Source organism: Synechococcus sp. ROS8604, from assembly GCF_014279655.1.
Lineage (GTDB): Bacteria > Cyanobacteriota > Cyanobacteriia > PCC-6307 > Cyanobiaceae > Synechococcus_C.
Map to the genome: position 1 here is coordinate 977,779 of NZ_CP047946.1, position 17,321 is coordinate 995,099.

A 17,321-nucleotide genomic window follows, 5' to 3' on the forward strand; every position below is an offset into this window, starting at 1 on the left:
CTGAAGTGCCAGTGAACAGCGGCTGATTCCCGCGTCAGCACGCGTTCGCGAGGATGGCGACGCAGGTCACTCTTTAACGATTCCAGATGCCATCCAAGCCCCGGAACCGAGTTGGTGAGGTGTACGGAAAGCTCACGGTCGTCCGTGCCTCAGAGCGTCGTACCAAAAGCGGAAATGCCTATTGGTGGTGTCGATGCTCTTGTGGTCGGGAACGTGAGGTTCCAGGCGACAAACTTTCGCAGAATTCAGCCCGTAAAAAGCCCTTGGTCACGGCCTGTTTGGATTGTTCTCGAGAATTTCAGGTTGAAGCTGTCTGTGCCAAAAATGACCGTGAAGAGCGTCAACGACGCATCGATGCCAAGCAGCGTCGCGCCCAACTGCAAGGCAAAGTCCCTGATGGATGGCTGTCGCTGCCACTCACTGACGCCCATGCAAGGGAGCTGGGGCAGGTGTTGTTTTTTCGTGGCACGCTTTGCCTTCGAGGGCATCTGGCGCCCTATCGCATTAATGGGGGCTGCCTCACGTGCTCTGGGCAAAAGCCTTCTGCTGCTGATTAGCGTTGTTCCGCTGCCGCTTAACCCTCTTCCGTTTGTAGCAACTGGGCAACTCCATTTCCAAACGACCAGTCTTCGCGTTGTGTCGGACTAATACTGATGAAGAGGTCTTCTTTATGAATTCCTTGTTTCTCTAGCGCTTCCGCAAGCATGCGGAACAACTCCACTTTTAAGGCTTTGCTCCTGGGCGAAGATGTGATTTGAAGAAGCAGGGGTGGATCCTCTGATCGTTTAATCCCCCACATCTCACGACTAATCCTCATGCGTGATTTTGGACGTTCATTAATAATATAGAAGCCTCCATTCTCTGGGATTCCCCACGCGCTCACAAAGCAAGAATGAATGGTTTCTTGAAGCTGATCTATCGCCTCTTCAGGCATTCCCTCTGTGATATTAATTGTGATGAGTGGCATTCTATTGTTTAATACTATGATGCATCCTTAGCATGGATCGATCCCTTAATCGGTCCTTCTTGTGACTGATTGTTCACGTTGCATGTTTCAGCTGATCGGCTCAATATCCCATGCTTTTCCATGCGAGAGGGTCTCTCAATGTGGATCGAATGGGGAGAGTTTTCAATTCGTTTGCATCGCTGCGTCTTCGCTGATCACAATGCGAGACTGATTGCAACCTTGCTTCTGCGGTTAAGGCCCCATGGCATCGAGAGATAGTATTCGGGCTGTGTTTGCCGATCCCCAGCTCGATGGGATGGATCGTCTCTATCAAGCGATTGGTGCGATGCTCAAAGACGGCGTTGCCTTTGATAGCGCCTACGCCCAAGTTGTTCAATCTGGTGCTGATTCCACTAAGACCTGGATCAGGTTTTGTGTTCAATCGGCTAGCAGATTTGATGAACCACCCGAGGAGTCGGAGTTTCTAGCCGTATTGGAGGAATGTTGCAGAGAGCATGTTGGCGTCTGATAAGACAACACGCTAGTTTTTATTTTAGAAATGCTTGAAAGACTGATCAGACACTGTTTTTATCCAATGATGTGGAGCATTTGTTGATTGACCGGTTATAATCTCAACGAATGATTGAAATCACTTGCGTTTAGAGTGTTTGAATGAATTTTGATGGATCAAGTTAAGCTCAAAGTTTAAAGCTGTTTTATCACTTTATCATTTAAACGGTTTGATATCGGTTCTCAATCTTCTTCTTCAACCTGGGGGATGTCTGCTGACCAGGCTCGCTCGAGTGCGTTCACATTTTCATTTCTCTCAGGAGACTCAACGATCACGTTGACGTTGCGCTTGGCAAGAATCAAGCGTACGAGTGAAACCAGAAACCAGTATGCCGTGGCAAACAGCACACTGAAGTAGACAAAGCGCATCATCACTCTTCTCCTGACGATCTCTATGTTATCGGCAGTTCGTGGGGGGGTGCGGTCCAAAATTCTCGTGTTCCTGTTCGCCGCCTCCCTTGACCAACGTCCAGGTGACGAGTTTGATGGAACACTTTGTGGTAGCAACAATGCAGGACGAGGCTCTTAAGGCGTTGATCTCTGATTTGGGAGAGGGGATCGTGATTGATGCGGAGCTGCTTGAGGGGTGCTCGGTTGCCGCCCACGATCTTGACGACATGGATGCCGTACAAGCTGCTGAGGTTGCAGCGCATGTCTTTACGACGTTGTTTGAAACCAAGGTTTCAGAGCAGACGGGCGAGAGTGCGGAACCTGAGGAAGGTGAATGGTCTGGCGTTGTGAATGGGTTTCGTTTTGTGATTGAACGCGATGGTGATGGTGACCTCGTCGTCGATTTCAGTGATGCTCCCTCTGGAACGACAGGCGATGCTGGAGGGTGAGCCCGAAGGAGCGTCTGAGTTTGCCCATGAGAGCTAGAGCTTCAAGGTCGTGGCATGCGGATTGAGAAAGTTGAACAGGTTGCTGCCTTGATCATTACGGCTGGCCTCGTGTTCGGAAATTTTGTGATGTTCACTCCCTGGAGGAATGACCAAGACCCTCGCAATCGTCCAGATCCTGCCCTTCAAACACAGCCTGATCGACCTTGACTCCAGCTTTTGATTGAAAGTTTCCGTGGATTGCAAGGGTTGTTTTGATTCCGCTTCTCAGGGATTGGTTCTTGGGATTTGCCTCTGGCCAAAAGGCTTTATGCTGAGATGTCTTCGAGCCTTTGATTGTGGGAGATTACACAGTCGCCATTCTTGCAACCATTGGCCTTGTGATCGTTTTTACTGTTCCCGTTGTCTGGCAGTTTTTACAACCTAATGATGACGATTTTGGCGATATTAGTAAAAAGCCAAAGCAATAGTTGTCGGTCATTTTTTGGCCGCGCAGCTTGCTTAATTTCCTTCTGTGGAGTTGTTTAATCGTCTCTCTTCGGGTGTTAGATATTCTTTGATGATGGGAGACTCTTCACCAGCTTCTAATGCCTTGATATCTCGCTCGATATTTTCGATAAACAGTTTGTTTCCATTGGCTTTAGCAATGACAAGCACTTTGTTCAATTGCTCTAGCAGTTGCTCGTAATCGCTCATTGATCTTTTTGTGGCTACAGCTGATGGTTGATGATCGTTTGGCTTCAGAGCAGACATCACCACAGCCTCTCATTTTGGGACGGTTTTGTTGGTTTGGCAATGCGCCTTAACACCGATGCCAGTTGGTGGTTGTTGGCTCAAACTGTTGAGATGAGATCGGAGACGCTTTGACAGACGACACTCCACCTGAGTCTTCAGCAGAAGCAAGCTGACTTCAGCTGTCACCTCCAACAGTTTCACTAAGACAGAGAAGGAGGGCATGTTGAGGATTGGCACCACCGTTTGTTGTCGTTTTTCGATGGGGAGAGCTAGCTCCCCTACGTTTCTGAAATTTGGAGAATCTTCATGTCCAAAGCTGCTGTTTCCGTCTTCCAGGCTCAGCCTTCACTGATGTCCGTCGATGCGGCATCCGAATGCCGTCTACGCAATGATCGTCAGAGCTATTTTTCGATCACCAGAAGCCTTGTTCAAGCTCAGTTCAAGCTTGATGACCGCGAGTTGTCTCGACGCTTGTGGCAGGAAGTGGCCGACCGAGATCTTGATGTGAGTCGGATTATCAATTTGCTGTATGGCTGTTGGTTTCACCAGGATGAGGATGAAATGATTGAGGTTGATAACCGTCATCTTTCATTATTGGTTGACTAGCTTGATGCTTTAAGCACCAATCAAGCCTTTTGTGTGATGGCTTTAAAGTGTCTCTCTTTAATGGCAGCGCTTTAAGGCTTTGTGATAGTGGACGTTATTGTTTTGCCTTGGCTGTGCAATGTTTTGCAGCGCAGGTGGCGCAAGCTTGAATCCAAGATGTAGAAAAATTGAGCCTCAATTGATTGATTTTTGATATCAGTATTTTGCCTGCTGTTTGTACTTTTGCAACGTTGGCTTTGTCAGTTGTTTGGCCGTTTAGCGAACTCTCTGCTTGCTATGCACACTTTTGCTGATGATGAGATTGTGTGGCTGCATAGCGCCGTCCTGCCTTATGGGCCTCTCCCACTGTCCTGAAGTTTCCTACGTGGTCGTAATGCACTCCATTGGTGGTGGCAGAGACTGAATAAAGGCTTGAAGTGACCTTTTGTACGCACCAATGCATGAAACAGGATGGAGCCTTCTCGAGCGACTTCATGTCTTTTGCTCTGTCGAATGTGTTGAAAGTAAGATAGTATTGTGTTTTTAGCGCTCTCCCTTCACGAAAGTCCATTTTGTTTAAGTTTTTCTTTAGGATTGCGCTGAACAGTGTTGGTTGTTCGTGATTTTGGCTCTTGTTCGCCAAAACCGACTCGCTCAATTGATTCCATGACTCGTTGTTGTTGCTGAGGATTTTTCTATGGCTCTTGATCAACTCAAAGCTTTTCTCGTCAAGATGCAGGACGACGAGGCGCTTAAATCCACCGTTCTCTCGGCTTCAACAGCGGATGATGTAGCCAAAATTGCTGCCAAATTATGTTATGAGTTCTCTGGAGATGAGTTATTACGCCAATCTGGGAAAAAAGTGGGTCGCGTGACAGTCTCTAAACAAGAAACTCCCGGTGAATACAATTAGTTTGAAAAGCTGAGTTGTCACTATTTGCAGTCTGATGGCTGTTGTGGAGGTGTTTTTTGAACCGATATTCTTTCAAGTAGAAGATAATATTTCATTTGCCTGGATTATTCGATTGGTTCTCGATCAATGCTGATCTCAAATTCTATTCCGAATCGATGGGCGGTTGCTCTAAATCGTTTTGCTAGCTCTATAAAGAGTTTTTTAACCAATTCGTCGTCAAACTCATAGATCTCTAGATTTGCCGTTTTTGACATTGCTTGGAGATCTTCAACCAGTTTTTCTACTCTGGTTGAAAAGACTTTCCCAAACCGTGCTCGTTTCTCCGTTGACGAATTAAAATCTGGCACATTTGTCACGGTGTGGCCCCCATCCTTATCGTTGCTCTATCGCTATTTTTGCATGCCATCTCTTCATGCAAAAGAATTCTCGGATTATTTTTGACCACCATTCCAGTCCGATGAGAAGCGATGCTTTGTTCGGCTGGAATGATCATTGATGCGTTTGTATAAATCTATCTCATCTGTGCGGTTTCCATATGTTTAATGAGGTCAATACACTTGCAGCTATAGGCCCATTCATTGTCGTACCAGGCAACGAGCTTCATGAATCGGTCGTTGAGTGCCATTCCTGCACCTGCATCAAAGACGGATGTTGCACTATCTCCGAGTAGGTCGTTGGAAACCACCTGGTCGTTGGTGTAGCCGAGAATCCCTCTCAACTCCCCTTCTGCAGCTGCTTTCATGGCAGCTTTTACTTCTTCATAGCTGGTTGATTTTTCCAGATTCACTGTGAGATCAACCACTGATACATCAGGTGTAGGCACCCTGAATGCCATCCCTGTAAGTTTTCCGTTCAGCTCAGGAATCACCCTTCCAACAGCTTTGGCGGCTCCGGTAGAACTAGGAATAATGCTTTGACCGGCTCCGCGACCCCCTCTCCAGTCTTTGAGAGATGGACTGTCGACGGGTTTTTGTGTGGCTGTTGTTGCGTGGACTGTTGTCATCAATCCACTGACGATTCCAAAATTGTCATTGACAACTTTGGCTAATGGGGCGAGGCAGTTTGTTGTGCAGCTTGCATTCGATACGATCTCTTCCCCTTGGTAGTTTTTGTGGTTTACACCCATCACAAACATCGGTGTTTCATCTTTTGAGGGAGCGCTCATCACAACGCGTTTTGCCCCAGCATCAATGTGTGCTCTCGCCTTATCGTCCGTAAGAAAAAACCCTGTGCTTTCCAGCACGTAATCGGCACCGATATCCCCCCACTTAAGTTCCTTCGGGTCTCTTTCAGCAGAAATACGGATTGATTTACCGTTAACGATCAAATTTTTATTTTCTACTCTTACGTCGCCTTGGAATTGTCGGTGCGTTGAATCGTATCGGAGTAGGTAGGCGAGGTAATCAACGTCGATCAAATCGTTTACTGCTACCACCTCAACATCATCCATGGATACGGCTTGGCGAAAAGCCAGGCGACCAATGCGTCCGAATCCATTAATACCGATGCGGATGGTCATGGGCGGTAACCCTAAAAACTAGTTATAGGACCTGTGCATCGTTCTGCATGTCTGTATTTGAGGATGCTCACATGTTATTGGGTATTAACACTCAGATTTCGTGTTTAGCGTGTTGTCTTTTTGGCTTTAGAGATTGCAGGGTTGATTTGATGTTACAAGGACTTCATCGCCAAGGTTGATGGTTTTGATGAGTTTATTGAGATCCTTGTTGTTCATATTGATGCAACCACCTGTTACGCGTTGCCCGATACGTGTTTTATCATTCGTTCCATGAATTGCAAAGCTGTACCACCGGTAGATTCCGTCGTATGCGTTAAAGTTGAATGGCTGGGGTGTTGGTGGTACTGGGGTAAGGCTGATATATCCTGATCCGTACTCACCAGTTTCCCCATCTCCTTTAAAGTCTATAGAGTTCATATTGTTGAATAGATTCTTGGCTAGATATTGTTTTGTTTTCCCGGATTTTTTGATCAGCGCTTCATCCATTTCGAATCTATCTTTGCTCATAATTGCATTCACTTTGAAGGTTCCTAGCGGGGTTATACCTTCCTGAAATGTGCTGCCGATGCATCCAACGCCATTTTTCCCATAGCCCACCTCGAACAGCATCTCTTGGCCATCGCTTTGAGCAATTCCTTTGCTTTCTTGTGGTTTGCCTTGGTTGAGTTTGATCTCGATAGGTCCCTCACCTTGTGACGAGACTTTGGTTTTGTTTGATTCTTGCATGCATCCTGAAAGCAGGAGAGCTGATGTTGTGACCATCAACATCTGTGCTACGCGCATGATCGTTAGGCTGGTTGTTCACCTATCATGGCTTTATTTTAATCATCTGCCTGCATTGATGGGCATGTTCTGAATGTTTTGGTTTTGAAGCTTCTGATTGCATCCGCATTTCTGCTCGGTTTGTTAGCCCTCACGCAGTTTCTCGTTCGCCGTGGAATGTCGCGTGATGACGATTAACTTTCTAGCTTGTCCGTCGTTCGTTTGAAGCCTTTTTACGAAATGGTTTCGGCTGATGCAATTGGCCTGATGATGAGCCAAATTCACCTGCATCCATGGCCTTTAACCTTTTGGCAGTCGCCTCTCCTGCAACCTTCAGTTGGTCTCCAAAGGTGGGTCTCTTAATGGTGTTGTGCAATATCCTTGCTATCTATCTCGGAACAACAATTTTTCAGGCCGGGGAGGGGACTCAACTACCTAATCCTAAATACTTTGGGGGTTTGGGTTTAGAGGCTCTACTGGCTACAACCAGTCTTGGCCATGTCATTGGCTTTGGTGTCATTCTCGGCTTCGGCGCTGCCGGCTTGCTTTAGTTGTAGGTCTGTTGCCTTGAATGCTGTCCTCATTTTTTGAGGGCGGCTGCCTTGGCTTATGTAGTTTTTCTTTGATACTTTTTGACAAGTCCAGCAACGAGGGCTAAGGCAAAGACGCCTAGAAGCGCTAGCCCAAGCATTAACTTCCCTCCGCTAAAGACCCCAGCGCCCAGGGCAACAATGGGTGGATCACTCAATGCCACGCTGATGATGAGTGCTGGAGTAAATATCTTCCACTTGGTTCCGCCAAGGCCCGCTGCGTAACTCACAAAATCAAACAGACCTGTCATTAACAGTCCTGTGAGGAAGAAAGGATTTCCTTCGATTTGTGACTGGTTGAAGCTTTCAATGCGTTTGCTTGCTTTCTCTCCTACGAGGGCTCGCACGGGTTTTTGTCCAAAGCGTTTGGCTACCAAAAATGCGATTTGGCAAAAAACTAGATCGGTAATGAAGATTGTGATCAGTCCTGTCTCAAACCCAAGCAGTGCGCCAGCAAGTAGTGAATACGCTGTGCTCGGTAAGGCCGGAAGCAGGATGCTGACTCCCCTGAGCGCCACAATCCCAAGTGGTGCCCATACACCCATGCCTTCGACCTGAGCACGCAGGGGTTCGAGGGCGTGGGTGTGGGCGAGATGGAGCACAACAATGGCCAGAGCTACAACAGCGCTGACGCCAATGATTTTGCGAAGTCGCTGCACGTAACGCTGATGGAGTTTGAACGTTGTTGACTTTTGCATTTTTTAATCGCGCATGACCCTTTTTATTTCGATGTGGAATGAGTTGTTACAGCTTTTTTGTTATTGATTGCCTTTTTCTTGCCTTAATCTCTTGCCTGCGATTCTTCTTTTAATCCACACTTCTTTTGTTTGTTTTCTGGGTTTTCAAATTCTTGCTTGATTTCAGTTCTCTGTTGCTGTTGCTTTGACTTTCCGCCTGCTTTTGTTTGGTTCCTCCTCCTGATCCACAGGTTTTCTTTGGGATTGGCTTGATTTTGATTGCTTTGTCAGCGTTACCTTTCCGGCAAATGCCCCGTTCCTATGGATTCGATTGATCTCGAAGTGGTGAATGTTCTGGTTTTCCAGCAGCTTCTGGAGTCTGTCGAGAGCGAATCCTGGGCGGAGGCCACCATGGCCCTGTACAAGCTGTACGACATTGAGGCTGGTCAAACATTCTCTGATTTAGAGGACGACGAAGAAGAGCTCCTCCCCATGGCGGCCTGAATCGTTCAGCACTGTTGGGGCTGAGCCTGTTTCAGTAAGGGTTTGAAGGCTGTCTCCCTTGTGAAGAAGGCAGCTGTCATAAAGGTGCAAAGACCACTGAGTGCCACCCAGATCGCTAAATAGATGGGATTTCCGCTCGCCCTCGCAATCAGTACAGCCGCAATCAGTGGGGTGGTTCCACCAAACCAGCCCTCCGCAAGGTTGTAGGCCAAGGCTGTCCCCGTGCATCGCACCTCCGCGGGCATCAGCTCCACGTTGGCTGGGCCCTTGCCACCATCCACCACGGCAAGCGCCAGTGTGAATCCCAGTTCTCCACGAACGATCGATTGTGGGTCCTGGCTGTGAATCAGTTGGAGGAATGGAAGTGCCCCAATGCAGAGCAGGGCTGCCCCACCCATCAACATCGGTCTTCTGCCGATCCTGTCTGAGAGCCAGGCTGTGATCGGGTATAGCAGCAGCAAAACAGCCATCACATCCGTATTCAGGCTGAGAGCCACGCCGTCTGCGATCCCGTCCACGTCTTCGACGTAGGTCACTAAATAGACATAGACCGCATAGAAGCCAACGCTGCTGGCAATGTTCAGCGCCAACACCCTGAAGAATGCCGTTCGGTGGGCACCCAGGGTTGAGGAGAGTGGGGTTTTTGTTTTGTTGGATGTGTTGTCTTCTTCAACGCCTTGGCGAATAATCACCCCCGTTAGGGCCACGACGGAGCCCAGGGCAAAGGCCACGCGCCAACCCCAATCCCCCAGTTGCGTTTGTGTGAGGGTTCTCGTGAGGAGATCTCCAAAGGCTGAACCCATCAGCATCCCCAACACTGAACCCCAGAGTCCCCAGATGCAAAAGAAGCCCCGTTGTCGATCTGGAGCGGATTCGGCCAGGAAAATGATCGAGGTTGTGTATTCCCCCCCGGCTGAAATGCCTTGCAGGAGCCGTAGCAGCACCACGGCAATCGGCGCTGCAATTCCGATCTGGGCATGGGTGGGTAAAAAGGCCATCCCTACCGTTGGGATCGCCATGGCGATCACCGACAGGGTTAGGGCGCGGCGACGTCCCACCAAATCGCCGATGCGGCCATAGACAATTCCCCCAAGGGGGCGGACGATGAATCCAGCAGCAAATGCTCCAAAGGCACCAATCAGGGACGCCGTTGGGTTGGCTGAGGGAAAAAATTGTTGGCCAATCACCGTGGCGAAGTAGCCATAGAGGGCAAAGTCGTACCACTCCATCACGTTGCCGATCAGACCGGCGATTAAGACCCTTGCTCTGGATGGCGGTTTCGAACCATTCCCTTGTTCTTCCAGCATCAACACAGCCGTCCCGAATCTCCAGATTGGACGACCGGGCACGGTTGAACTCACTTTGCTAAAGAGAGTTCAAACTCCCTCACGCTGATGTGCCTACTGGCTGCTCTGGGCCTATTCGTTCCCAGGTTGATTCTGATTCTTCTCTGGTTTGTGAATGCGCCCTTTGTGCTCGGTCCCTTCAGTGGCTTACCTCTTCCAGATTTTGTTGCACCCTTGATTGGCTTGGTGATATTGCCAACCACCACCTTGGGTTTCTGCTGGGCGAGTGCGTCCTATGGCGGCATGAGTTCGTTTAGTGGACTCCTCATTGTTGGAATTGGTTTATTGATTGATTTTGGTTTGATCGGTGGCGGGAGAGGGATTGCCCGCCGTTAATCAAGCTCCTTGAAGTGGATTAGGGCGAGCCCAGCCCTTCAATGCATAGGGTGCTGGCTTTTGGTTGCCATGCCTTGATCAATGTTGCGTTGGCTTCGCACTGATCTCTTGAGGCTTGTGGAACTTTTTCTAGGGCCGCAGTGGTGCGATGAGCCCCATAGGTGGCCCAGGTGATGATCAGCCAAGTGATGGGTTCCATGGTGCGTTAAGTGAATTCTCCTTCCAGCTTGTCGTCTCGTGCTGCCCAATTGCGGACGTCTCCTTGGCTTTTGTTTTACACAAGGATGTCGTCTTCAATCAGCCAGCCTTTGAGGATCAGCTCTGCTTTTTTGGGTTCGACGTCTGCGGCCGGTACATCAACCATCAAAAACACACCATTGCGGTTGCAATAAAGCCGTCTGAGTCCAATCACGTGGGCGGCTCCTGCTTGTGCTCTTCCCATCTTGTTGAGGGTTGCCTGAATCTTTAGTAGCGGCTGAGACCAAGCACGGATCGTTCGAATGAATCAGCTGTCGCTGATGTCATGCAATCTGTCAATTAAGAGGTCAACATCGGTTGCATTCCCACCATCTTCAGCCCAGGCTTCGGGTTGAATTCTGTCTTGAATTTGTTGATTCAATCGTGTGGCGTTGCGCAGATTGAGCAGGGTTTGGTTGCTCGCTGTTTGCGTTGTGGTTAAACGTGTTGCGGTTGCCTGTGATGAGGATGCCTGTGTTGAGGTTGCTGGTTTCTCTCCGATCAAGTGGCAAGCGACGCGCCGCGTGCTTCCAAGTTGGCGATGCTCCCACAGATACACCGCTTGCCAGGTGCCCAAGAGCAAGCGACCGTTTTGAACGCTGAGGGTCATGGTCTGACTGGTGAGGGCCGTTCGAATGTGAGCAGGCATGTCGTCGTCTCCTTCGTCGTCATGGAGATAACGCCGCCGTTGGCCTTGAGCGTCTGCCGGTCCTTTGCCGTCCTGTGGCACAACGGCCTCCATCCAGGCGGCTAAATCCTTGAGCACGCGTGGATCGGCGTTTTCGTTGATCGTGAGGCTGCAGCTGGTGTGCAGACAGGTGAGGTGCAAAACCCCTTGCTCGATGTCCTTGCTTCCGAGCCAGGATTCAATGCGCTCGTTCAGTCGCGTGAACCCTTTCCCTTTGGTTGGGATCTCGAGTTGCGTCAAGGACTGTGCAAAGGCCATCGAGACTTGGTCCAGGGATCTCTATGGTTTAGCGGTGTTGATTGTTTCTGGGCTTGCCGTGTGGGCTTCTAGCCCGAAAGGCTCGCCAGGCACTGGGATGACAACGCGTGGATCAGGCTGCTCTTTGATCGTCGCCCCTTGCAGGAGGGTGCTGATCAGTCCGCTGAAGGTCACGTCTCCACCCGTTGTACTGGCCAGCACCGTCCGGGGCGTGAAGCGTTGAATCAAGTCTGGAAGCACGCTGGCACCGGTAATGAAGTTACCGGCGAGTGGTAAGCCGAGGTCGATCACCGGGGTAATCACGGTATCGACAGGCCGGGAGGCCAGTTTGGGATCGAGCACGCCGTGGGGCTCGAGATACAACGACCCATCGGACCAATCAAGGAGGTAACCGTTTTCCACATTGGGCACCGCTGCGCCTGCTGTGGCCTCGATGCTGAGCTCCTTGATGGTGCAGGTTTCACCCGGTTTGAGGGTTTCAATCTGTTCAAAACCCAAACGGTTCACCACGTTTGCGGCAGCTGCAGAGCCCACCACAGGCAGGTTGCGCGGCAGCAGCTTCAGGCTTGGTTGGTGGCAATGATCGGCGAGTCCTTGGGTCAGCAGAAGCAGGTCAAGATTCTCCGGAACAGGCCAGGGGTGGGGCAGTTCGCCGCGCAGCATCCAGGCTCCAGGCGGGAACACCAAGGGGCCACTGAGCCAGGGGTCGACGAGTACACGAAGATCAGCGATTTCCAAAAGCCAACCATTGGCACCGAAATAGGTTGCTTGTGAACTCATTGCTGCTCCTTCTTTGGCGTCTGCAGCGATTCACTGAGGCCCAGATCGATTTCACCGATCCAAGCCAACATGGCCAAAAGGGCCAAAACGGAGCCGATTAGGGGAACCAAGCGGCGGGCTTTCATGAACGCTAATCAGTGACTGAACCGTAGAAGGGCGTTGGCTTGCTCCGTGAGTTAGGCGAGAACGGCTAGGGCAATTCCGCTCACCGCCAGGAGTGATGCGCACACGCCAGCTGCGCGTGGATGGTCGCCTTCCGGTGCTGCCACCAATAAAGCCATCACGGGGGCCGTGCTCAAAACCGTGATGCCGATACCGAGGGGCAATTGCTTCAACACCACCTGCTGCAACACAATCCCCACATTGGTGCCGAGCAGGGTGGCCAACAGCACTCTTGGCCAGCGCCTGTGGTTTGGGCGGGGCTTCGGGAACAGGGTGCGGATCCGCAGCCATGGCAGCAGGAGCAACAACCCTCCCAACAGGCGAGTGGCTGCGCTTTGCCATGCCGTGAGATCCGTGCTGATCAAAACGCTGCGGGAGACGGCTGCTCCGCTCACTCCACACAACACGGCGAGTAGCGCCAAGACAATCCCTTGCCATTGCACGCTCCGACTGCGATCGCGATCGCGCGTGCTGTCCGGTGGACTCTGACGCGCGACAAGCAAAACCGATAGCGACACCATCGCCGCGCCTAACCAAGCTTGCCCTTGAATGCTCTCGCCCATCACGACGAGTCCGCCGAGGGCTGCGAGCAACGGTGCCAGAGCCTCAAGCGTGAGGGTGCGTCGTGTGCCAAGACGACGAAGGGCGGCCAGATAAAAGCTGTCTCCTAAGGAGATGCCGAGCCCACCGCTGATCAACAGCCAGAGCAGGGCTTGGCTCTCATCTGCCCATGGCAGGAACAAGAGCACCGGCAGCAACAGGGCACAGGCGATCGCGTTTTTCAGCCCGTTCAGTTCAAGAGCCGTCAGTGAGGTGGAGAGGCCACGCCAAAGGCTGCTGGCCAAGGTCCAAGCCAGCGCTGCGACCAACCCCGCGATAACGCCCATGTTTCAACTACCAATAGGGGTCTGTGGCGAATTCCACGCGAAGGGATCCGGAGCTTGAAGCTGGCACCGTGCTGATGCAGGCACGCACCGTTTGACCATTGACATCGATTTCGCATGCGCCACAACTCCCACCGAGACAACCTGTAGGGATGTGCACTCCTGCCGCTTGAGCAGCGCTCAGCCAGTCATCACCTTTGGAACAAACGCTTTGGCTTCCATTGGGCCATTGGATTGTGATGGTCGACGGCTTGTTCCCCATGGTGGCGTTAAAGGCAAAACGACACCCTCGGGTGGATGCAGTACCGACTGCTTCAGTTCTGAATTCACTCTAACGAGCCTCAAAGATCGAAAGGTTTCAGCCGTTAGCTGGCTAGCAGTGGCTCGAGGTTGATGTGTTGCTCGAAGGCATCCGCGAGACGATCAAGCAGGGCATCTCGCTGCCGGCTGTGATGCGGTTGCTGTTCACTGAGCGGGGGCAATCCCTTGCGCTTCCTCAACTGATTCAGCCAGCGTCTCCGCCAAGGGCCACTTTCAAACACCCCATGGAGATAGGTGCCTGCCACAAGACCTCCCTGCTCTCCGATGGGATTCACCCAGCCAAGATCGGCATCACGGCACAGCATTTGGCAGGTTTCAGATCCTGTGGTGCGGCCATGGTGCAGCTCAAATCCCTCGAGCTTGAGAGCGCTGCCTCCTTCGGGCCATTGAGCCACACTGCTGCGCTGCTGAAGCGCTTTATCTGCTGAAAACACCGTTTGAAGTGGCAGGAGGCCCAGGCCCTCTTGGCTGCTGTGGCTGGCTGGGGCGCCGCCTTCTAGACCCTCGGGATCGCAAAGTTCATCGCCAAGCATCTGCATCCCGCCGCAGATGCCAAAGATGTGTCCACCGTTTGCGGCGTAGGAGCAAAGCGCCTTCCCCAGCCCGTTGTTGTGGATTGCAGCAAGGTCGCGAAGTGTCTGTTTGCTGCCTGGGATCACAACGGCATCGGGTTGGCCAAGGTCTTCGCCTGGGGCGACCCAGCGCAGTTTCACTGTGGGCTCGGTTTCAAGTGGATCGAGGTCCGAGAAGTTGCTGAGGGAAGGCAGCTTGAGCACAGCAATCTCGAGGTCAGTTGCTCCTCGCGTTGGTTTGCGCTCGAGTAAGTCGAGGGAATCCTCAGGTGGGAAAACATCGTTGAGCCATGGCATGACGCCCATCACCGGCACTCCGGTGTGGTCTTCGAGCCAGGTTCTTCCTTCATCAAAGAGTTCTCGGCGCCCGCGAAAGCGGTTGATCAAGATCCCTTTCACCAGAGGTTGCTCGACCGGACGAAGCAAGGCGAGGGTGCCAACGATTTGGGCAAACACGCCGCCCCGTTCGATGTCGGCAACGAGCAAGCAGTTGGCTCGCAGATATTGCGCCAGCCTCAGGTTGGTGAGGTCGCGCTTTTGCAGGTTCACCTCCACAGGACTGCCGGCCCCTTCCAGGACCAAACGTCCATGGGGCCATTGCTGTTGCAGCTCGGCTAATCCGCTGCGAATCGCTTGCCAACCTGGGCGGAACCAATCGCGGTAATAGTGCTCCGCTCTGGCGCTGCCGACGCTTTGGCCGGAGTGGATCACTTCGCTCGTGCTGTCGCCTTTCGGCTTGAGCAGCACCGGGTTCATGGCACAGCAGGGTTCGAGTTTGGCTGCCCAGGCTTGCATCGCTTGGGAATAGGCCATTTCGCCTCCGGACGCATCCACCCAGGCGTTGTTGCTCATGTTTTGCCCTTTGAAGGGCAACGGTTGCTCTCCACGTCGTTTCAACACCCTGCAGAGAGCTGCTGTCATCAGTGTTTTGCCGGCACCACTCGAGGTGCCAAGCACCATCAGGGGGCGCTGCAAGGGAGCAAAGGAAACATCGGAGCCATCATTCTCTCTTTGGAGTGGTCCAAGGAAGGGTTAGTCCCCAGGAGATCATTCCTGTCGTGGAATGCGTGGCTCTTCTTGGGTCATCGAGCTCTGTTTCTCGAGAACGTCTTCACCGCCACCATTGACAGGCTCCAACCAGGAGCCAAACAGATGGCGCAAAATGTCAATCAACTCCTGACTGGAACGGGTGAGTTGATCGGCATCCTTGAGCGACTCAACAACCAAAGGTTGGGTTTTCTTGAATGAAGGATCGTGTGTCTTGCTCCACAGCCTCGGTGGATTGGCTCACGGCGTGAACATCTTTGGCCACGCTGGCGATGGATTCCCGCACCACGGGGGCCGCGGCTGTGACTTCCTTTTGCAACGACTCCGCAAGACGACGGGTGGAATCAAAGGCTGTGCTGATGCTCCCGTCTGCTGCTGTTAAGGCGTTGGTATTGCGCAGCGTGAGATTCAGTAGTTGTTGAGAGCTGGCCAGCTCTTTGAGCAGGGCATCGAAATGGATCGGTTCGTCGTAGCCGATGGTGCGGCCTCTGATCTCCTGGGCTTGTTCTCGTGGTCTGGGATCGGCAGTGATCACGAGATAGGGCTCGCCGATCAACCCCTCTTTGGCGAGACTTGCCTTGCTGGAAGGCCCGATCAGATGGGCTTTGTTTTCCTCAATCTTGAGCGTGACCTTCACCTCGCCTTGATCATCGAGATGCATCGTTCCCACTTGACCCGCCACGATGCCGGCAATGCGGATGTCTTCTCCGTGGTTCAGTCCATTGACGTCGCTGGCTTTGATGAAGATGTCAACAAACCGGGTGCCCCAGCGCTGCGCTTTGGCAAACCCCACGAGGACAAACACAACCAGCAGAAGGCCTGATCCCAGGAAGAGAAGACGGTCTATTCGTTGTCCTTGTTGTCTGGGAGAAAGCGTTACCTGATCAATTCCTTCATGGGCAGAATTTTGGTCACTAGGAATCAGATCAGCTTCAGGCCGATCCCCATCATCAAGCCTTCCATGAGCAAGTTGCTGACGATATGAGCCTTGCGATGGCCCTGACGCAGCGGCCCCTCTGCCCTCCACTGAGACCAGGCACAGAGTGCTGCAAGGAAGCCAGCTGAACGCAGGAGTGAGCGCAGCAAGTCAACAAAGCTTGTTTTTGCCAACAGCGCGAACAGCTCTATCCCGAGTTCGCTGCGGGGGGTGATCAGGATGCCTGCTAGCAGAGAGGCGCTGAAAAACATCAGCATCAGCACGATGCCGATCAAGGCCGCTCCCGGAACGGAACGGCGCCAGGCGCGATGACCTGTTGATGCCACACGATCGATCCAGCGTGGGAGCAAAAGGGCCATCCCCAGCACACTCACCAGCAGCGGACCCATCAGCTCAAGCACCAGCAAACTGAGCATCTGCAAGCTCAACGGGCTGGCTTCTTTGAGGGTGCCAGTGGAGAGTTGGATCACTCCCACTCCCACGGCGATGCCTGCAATCAGCACAGGACCGGCGCAGCGCTGACCATCGCGCTCTGCCACCAGCAAAATGGTTTTCAACTGGAAATGCTTGGCAATCACCCTTGCTGAATCACCGATGAAGAGTGACCAGTCGTTATGAGAATGTCCCCCTTTTTGTCGGCTGGTGAGCTCAAATTTGTGAGCCTTTTATTGGGTTAATTCGAATCGAGACGAGGTCATAGCCGTGGACGATGCCTGCGCAGCCAGTGATGCATCACTTGTAGTGCATCTGCCCTTGGAATCTCACCATCCCAATGATCGAGGAGGTCGCGTCCCATCGGCGTGAGCCGCACCCGCTCTGTGAGTCCTTGGCCATCCACTTCGCGGCGAAGCACGCCGACTTGAATGAGCCAGATCAGATCGTCTTCCGTGCTCGAGCAAGAGAGAGGTTTGCGGCTGATAGCCATCCAATCCTGTTGGCTGCTGAGCTGGGTGCTGCTTCGGGCTTCGTGTTCTAGGTCGTCATAGAAGGCGCGGCGAAACGGCAGACAGCGCATGGCCTGACGTGCCCGCTTCAAGGCCCGTTCCGATACCAGGGTGGTGGATGAGGTCACGACCTTGCCGCTTCGGAGATCATTCTCTTCCCGCTTGATTCCAA

General features: G+C 52.1%; 28 protein-coding genes. 9 read left to right on the forward strand and 19 right to left on the reverse strand.

Features of this window, described 5'->3' with window-relative positions:
• The first annotated feature begins 86 nt into the window (after nt 1-86).
• Entirely contained in the window at nt 87-557 is a 471-nt protein-coding gene (locus SynROS8604_RS05105; RefSeq protein ID WP_186545381.1) for an early protein (E6), read from the forward strand.
• A gap of 17 nt (nt 558-574) precedes the next feature.
• On the opposite strand, the gene SynROS8604_RS05110 is transcribed toward SynROS8604_RS05105, so the two are convergent.
• Nucleotides 575-934, reverse strand: coding sequence for a tautomerase family protein (locus SynROS8604_RS05110; RefSeq protein WP_255445205.1), 360 nt, complete (start codon nt 932-934; stop codon nt 575-577).
• A gap of 274 nt (nt 935-1,208) precedes the next feature.
• On the opposite strand from SynROS8604_RS05110, the gene SynROS8604_RS05115 reads away from it, so the two are divergent.
• The gene (locus SynROS8604_RS05115) at nt 1,209-1,475 is read left to right on the forward strand and encodes a hypothetical protein (RefSeq protein WP_186545383.1); all 267 of its coding nucleotides are present in this window, start codon (nt 1,209-1,211) and stop codon (nt 1,473-1,475) included.
• 224 nt (nt 1,476-1,699) lie between these two features.
• On the opposite strand, the gene SynROS8604_RS05120 is transcribed toward SynROS8604_RS05115, so the two are convergent.
• Complete coding sequence (locus SynROS8604_RS05120; RefSeq protein ID WP_255445206.1) at nt 1,700-1,945, reverse strand: hypothetical protein; 246 nt, start codon at nt 1,943-1,945, stop codon at nt 1,700-1,702.
• Between the two features lie 56 nt (nt 1,946-2,001).
• Between SynROS8604_RS05120 and SynROS8604_RS05125 the strand changes: the two genes are divergently transcribed.
• Complete coding sequence (locus tag SynROS8604_RS05125; RefSeq protein ID WP_186545819.1) at nt 2,002-2,355, forward strand: hypothetical protein; 354 nt, start codon at nt 2,002-2,004, stop codon at nt 2,353-2,355.
• A gap of 54 nt (nt 2,356-2,409) precedes the next feature.
• A complete protein-coding gene (locus SynROS8604_RS05130; RefSeq protein WP_186545384.1) occupies nt 2,410-2,562 on the forward strand; it encodes a hypothetical protein in 153 nt (50 codons plus the stop codon).
• A gap of 291 nt (nt 2,563-2,853) precedes the next feature.
• On the opposite strand, the gene SynROS8604_RS05135 is transcribed toward SynROS8604_RS05130, so the two are convergent.
• Nucleotides 2,854-3,105: a hypothetical protein gene (locus SynROS8604_RS05135; RefSeq protein ID WP_255445207.1), complete on the reverse strand. Its 252-nt coding sequence runs from the start codon at nt 3,103-3,105 to the stop codon at nt 2,854-2,856.
• Nucleotides 3,106-3,393: 288 nt separating this feature from the next.
• On the opposite strand from SynROS8604_RS05135, the gene SynROS8604_RS05140 reads away from it, so the two are divergent.
• Both SynROS8604_RS05140 and SynROS8604_RS05145 read left to right on the forward strand, forming a co-directional pair.
• The gene (locus tag SynROS8604_RS05140; protein WP_186545385.1) at nt 3,394-3,693 is read left to right on the forward strand and encodes a hypothetical protein; all 300 of its coding nucleotides are present in this window, start codon (nt 3,394-3,396) and stop codon (nt 3,691-3,693) included.
• A gap of 676 nt (nt 3,694-4,369) precedes the next feature.
• The gene (locus tag SynROS8604_RS05145; RefSeq protein ID WP_186545386.1) at nt 4,370-4,585 is read left to right on the forward strand and encodes a Nif11-like leader peptide family natural product precursor; all 216 of its coding nucleotides are present in this window, start codon (nt 4,370-4,372) and stop codon (nt 4,583-4,585) included.
• A 511-nt stretch (nt 4,586-5,096) separates the two neighbouring features.
• Here SynROS8604_RS05145 and gap read toward each other — a convergent pair.
• Together gap and SynROS8604_RS05160 are read right to left on the reverse strand one after the other, a co-directional pair.
• Nucleotides 5,097-6,104 (reverse strand): type I glyceraldehyde-3-phosphate dehydrogenase, encoded by a 1,008-nt coding sequence (gene gap / locus SynROS8604_RS05155; protein WP_186545387.1) that lies wholly within the window; start codon nt 6,102-6,104, stop codon nt 5,097-5,099.
• Nucleotides 6,105-6,230: 126 nt separating this feature from the next.
• On the reverse strand, nt 6,231-6,887 hold the full coding sequence (locus tag SynROS8604_RS05160; protein WP_186545388.1) for a L,D-transpeptidase: 657 nt from the start codon (nt 6,885-6,887) through the stop codon (nt 6,231-6,233).
• 272 nt (nt 6,888-7,159) lie between these two features.
• Between SynROS8604_RS05160 and psaK the strand changes: the two genes are divergently transcribed.
• Entirely contained in the window at nt 7,160-7,417 is a 258-nt protein-coding gene (gene psaK / locus SynROS8604_RS05165) for a photosystem I reaction center subunit PsaK (protein ID WP_186545389.1), read from the forward strand.
• A gap of 56 nt (nt 7,418-7,473) precedes the next feature.
• Here the strand turns inward: psaK and SynROS8604_RS05170 are convergent, their stop codons facing one another.
• Nucleotides 7,474-8,154, reverse strand: coding sequence for a TVP38/TMEM64 family protein (locus tag SynROS8604_RS05170; protein WP_255445208.1), 681 nt, complete (start codon nt 8,152-8,154; stop codon nt 7,474-7,476).
• A 300-nt stretch (nt 8,155-8,454) separates the two neighbouring features.
• Here SynROS8604_RS05170 and SynROS8604_RS05175 point away from each other — a divergent pair, with 300 nt between their 5' ends.
• Complete coding sequence (locus SynROS8604_RS05175) at nt 8,455-8,637, forward strand: hypothetical protein (protein ID WP_186545390.1); 183 nt, start codon at nt 8,455-8,457, stop codon at nt 8,635-8,637.
• A 5-nt stretch (nt 8,638-8,642) separates the two neighbouring features.
• Here SynROS8604_RS05175 and SynROS8604_RS05180 read toward each other — a convergent pair whose 3' ends face one another.
• Nucleotides 8,643-9,944, reverse strand: coding sequence for an MFS transporter (locus tag SynROS8604_RS05180; RefSeq protein WP_186545822.1), 1,302 nt, complete (start codon nt 9,942-9,944; stop codon nt 8,643-8,645).
• Nucleotides 9,945-10,031: 87 nt separating this feature from the next.
• Here SynROS8604_RS05180 and SynROS8604_RS05185 point away from each other — a divergent pair, with 87 nt between their 5' ends.
• Nucleotides 10,032-10,319: a hypothetical protein gene (locus SynROS8604_RS05185; RefSeq protein ID WP_186545391.1), complete on the forward strand. Its 288-nt coding sequence runs from the start codon at nt 10,032-10,034 to the stop codon at nt 10,317-10,319.
• Between the two features lie 19 nt (nt 10,320-10,338).
• On the opposite strand, the gene SynROS8604_RS05190 is transcribed toward SynROS8604_RS05185, so the two are convergent.
• From SynROS8604_RS05190 to SynROS8604_RS05235, 12 genes are all read right to left on the reverse strand, one after another.
• The gene (locus SynROS8604_RS05190) at nt 10,339-10,518 is read right to left on the reverse strand and encodes a hypothetical protein (RefSeq protein WP_186545392.1); all 180 of its coding nucleotides are present in this window, start codon (nt 10,516-10,518) and stop codon (nt 10,339-10,341) included.
• Nucleotides 10,519-10,593: 75 nt separating this feature from the next.
• Nucleotides 10,594-10,761, reverse strand: coding sequence for a hypothetical protein (locus tag SynROS8604_RS05195; RefSeq protein ID WP_186546123.1), 168 nt, complete (start codon nt 10,759-10,761; stop codon nt 10,594-10,596).
• A gap of 63 nt (nt 10,762-10,824) precedes the next feature.
• On the reverse strand, nt 10,825-11,502 hold the full coding sequence (locus SynROS8604_RS05200; protein WP_186545393.1) for a secondary thiamine-phosphate synthase enzyme YjbQ: 678 nt from the start codon (nt 11,500-11,502) through the stop codon (nt 10,825-10,827).
• Between the two features lie 21 nt (nt 11,503-11,523).
• Nucleotides 11,524-12,282: an MBL fold metallo-hydrolase gene (locus tag SynROS8604_RS05205; protein ID WP_186545394.1), complete on the reverse strand. Its 759-nt coding sequence runs from the start codon at nt 12,280-12,282 to the stop codon at nt 11,524-11,526.
• Complete coding sequence (locus tag SynROS8604_RS15700; RefSeq protein ID WP_255445209.1) at nt 12,279-12,407, reverse strand: hypothetical protein; 129 nt, start codon at nt 12,405-12,407, stop codon at nt 12,279-12,281. Before SynROS8604_RS15700 ends, SynROS8604_RS05205 begins: the two co-directional genes overlap by 4 nt.
• 51 nt (nt 12,408-12,458) lie before the next feature.
• Nucleotides 12,459-13,331, reverse strand: coding sequence for an EamA family transporter (locus SynROS8604_RS05210; RefSeq protein ID WP_186545395.1), 873 nt, complete (start codon nt 13,329-13,331; stop codon nt 12,459-12,461).
• Nucleotides 13,332-13,338: 7 nt separating this feature from the next.
• Nucleotides 13,339-13,590 (reverse strand): 2Fe-2S iron-sulfur cluster binding domain-containing protein, encoded by a 252-nt coding sequence (locus SynROS8604_RS05215; protein ID WP_186545396.1) that lies wholly within the window; start codon nt 13,588-13,590, stop codon nt 13,339-13,341.
• A gap of 103 nt (nt 13,591-13,693) precedes the next feature.
• Nucleotides 13,694-15,181: a cobyric acid synthase gene (locus tag SynROS8604_RS05220; protein WP_186545823.1), complete on the reverse strand. Its 1,488-nt coding sequence runs from the start codon at nt 15,179-15,181 to the stop codon at nt 13,694-13,696.
• An 87-nt stretch (nt 15,182-15,268) separates the two neighbouring features.
• On the reverse strand, nt 15,269-15,448 hold the full coding sequence (locus tag SynROS8604_RS15705; RefSeq protein WP_255445210.1) for a hypothetical protein: 180 nt from the start codon (nt 15,446-15,448) through the stop codon (nt 15,269-15,271).
• The gene (locus SynROS8604_RS05225) at nt 15,438-16,073 is read right to left on the reverse strand and encodes an MlaD family protein (protein ID WP_255445211.1); all 636 of its coding nucleotides are present in this window, start codon (nt 16,071-16,073) and stop codon (nt 15,438-15,440) included. The genes SynROS8604_RS15705 and SynROS8604_RS05225 overlap by 11 nt, the downstream gene beginning before the upstream one ends.
• A 116-nt stretch (nt 16,074-16,189) precedes the next feature.
• The gene (locus SynROS8604_RS05230; protein WP_255445212.1) at nt 16,190-16,762 is read right to left on the reverse strand and encodes a hypothetical protein; all 573 of its coding nucleotides are present in this window, start codon (nt 16,760-16,762) and stop codon (nt 16,190-16,192) included.
• Between the two features lie 137 nt (nt 16,763-16,899).
• On the reverse strand, nt 16,900-17,277 hold the full coding sequence (locus tag SynROS8604_RS05235; protein ID WP_186545825.1) for an Npun_F0494 family protein: 378 nt from the start codon (nt 17,275-17,277) through the stop codon (nt 16,900-16,902).
• Nucleotides 17,278-17,321: the final 44 nt, after the last annotated feature.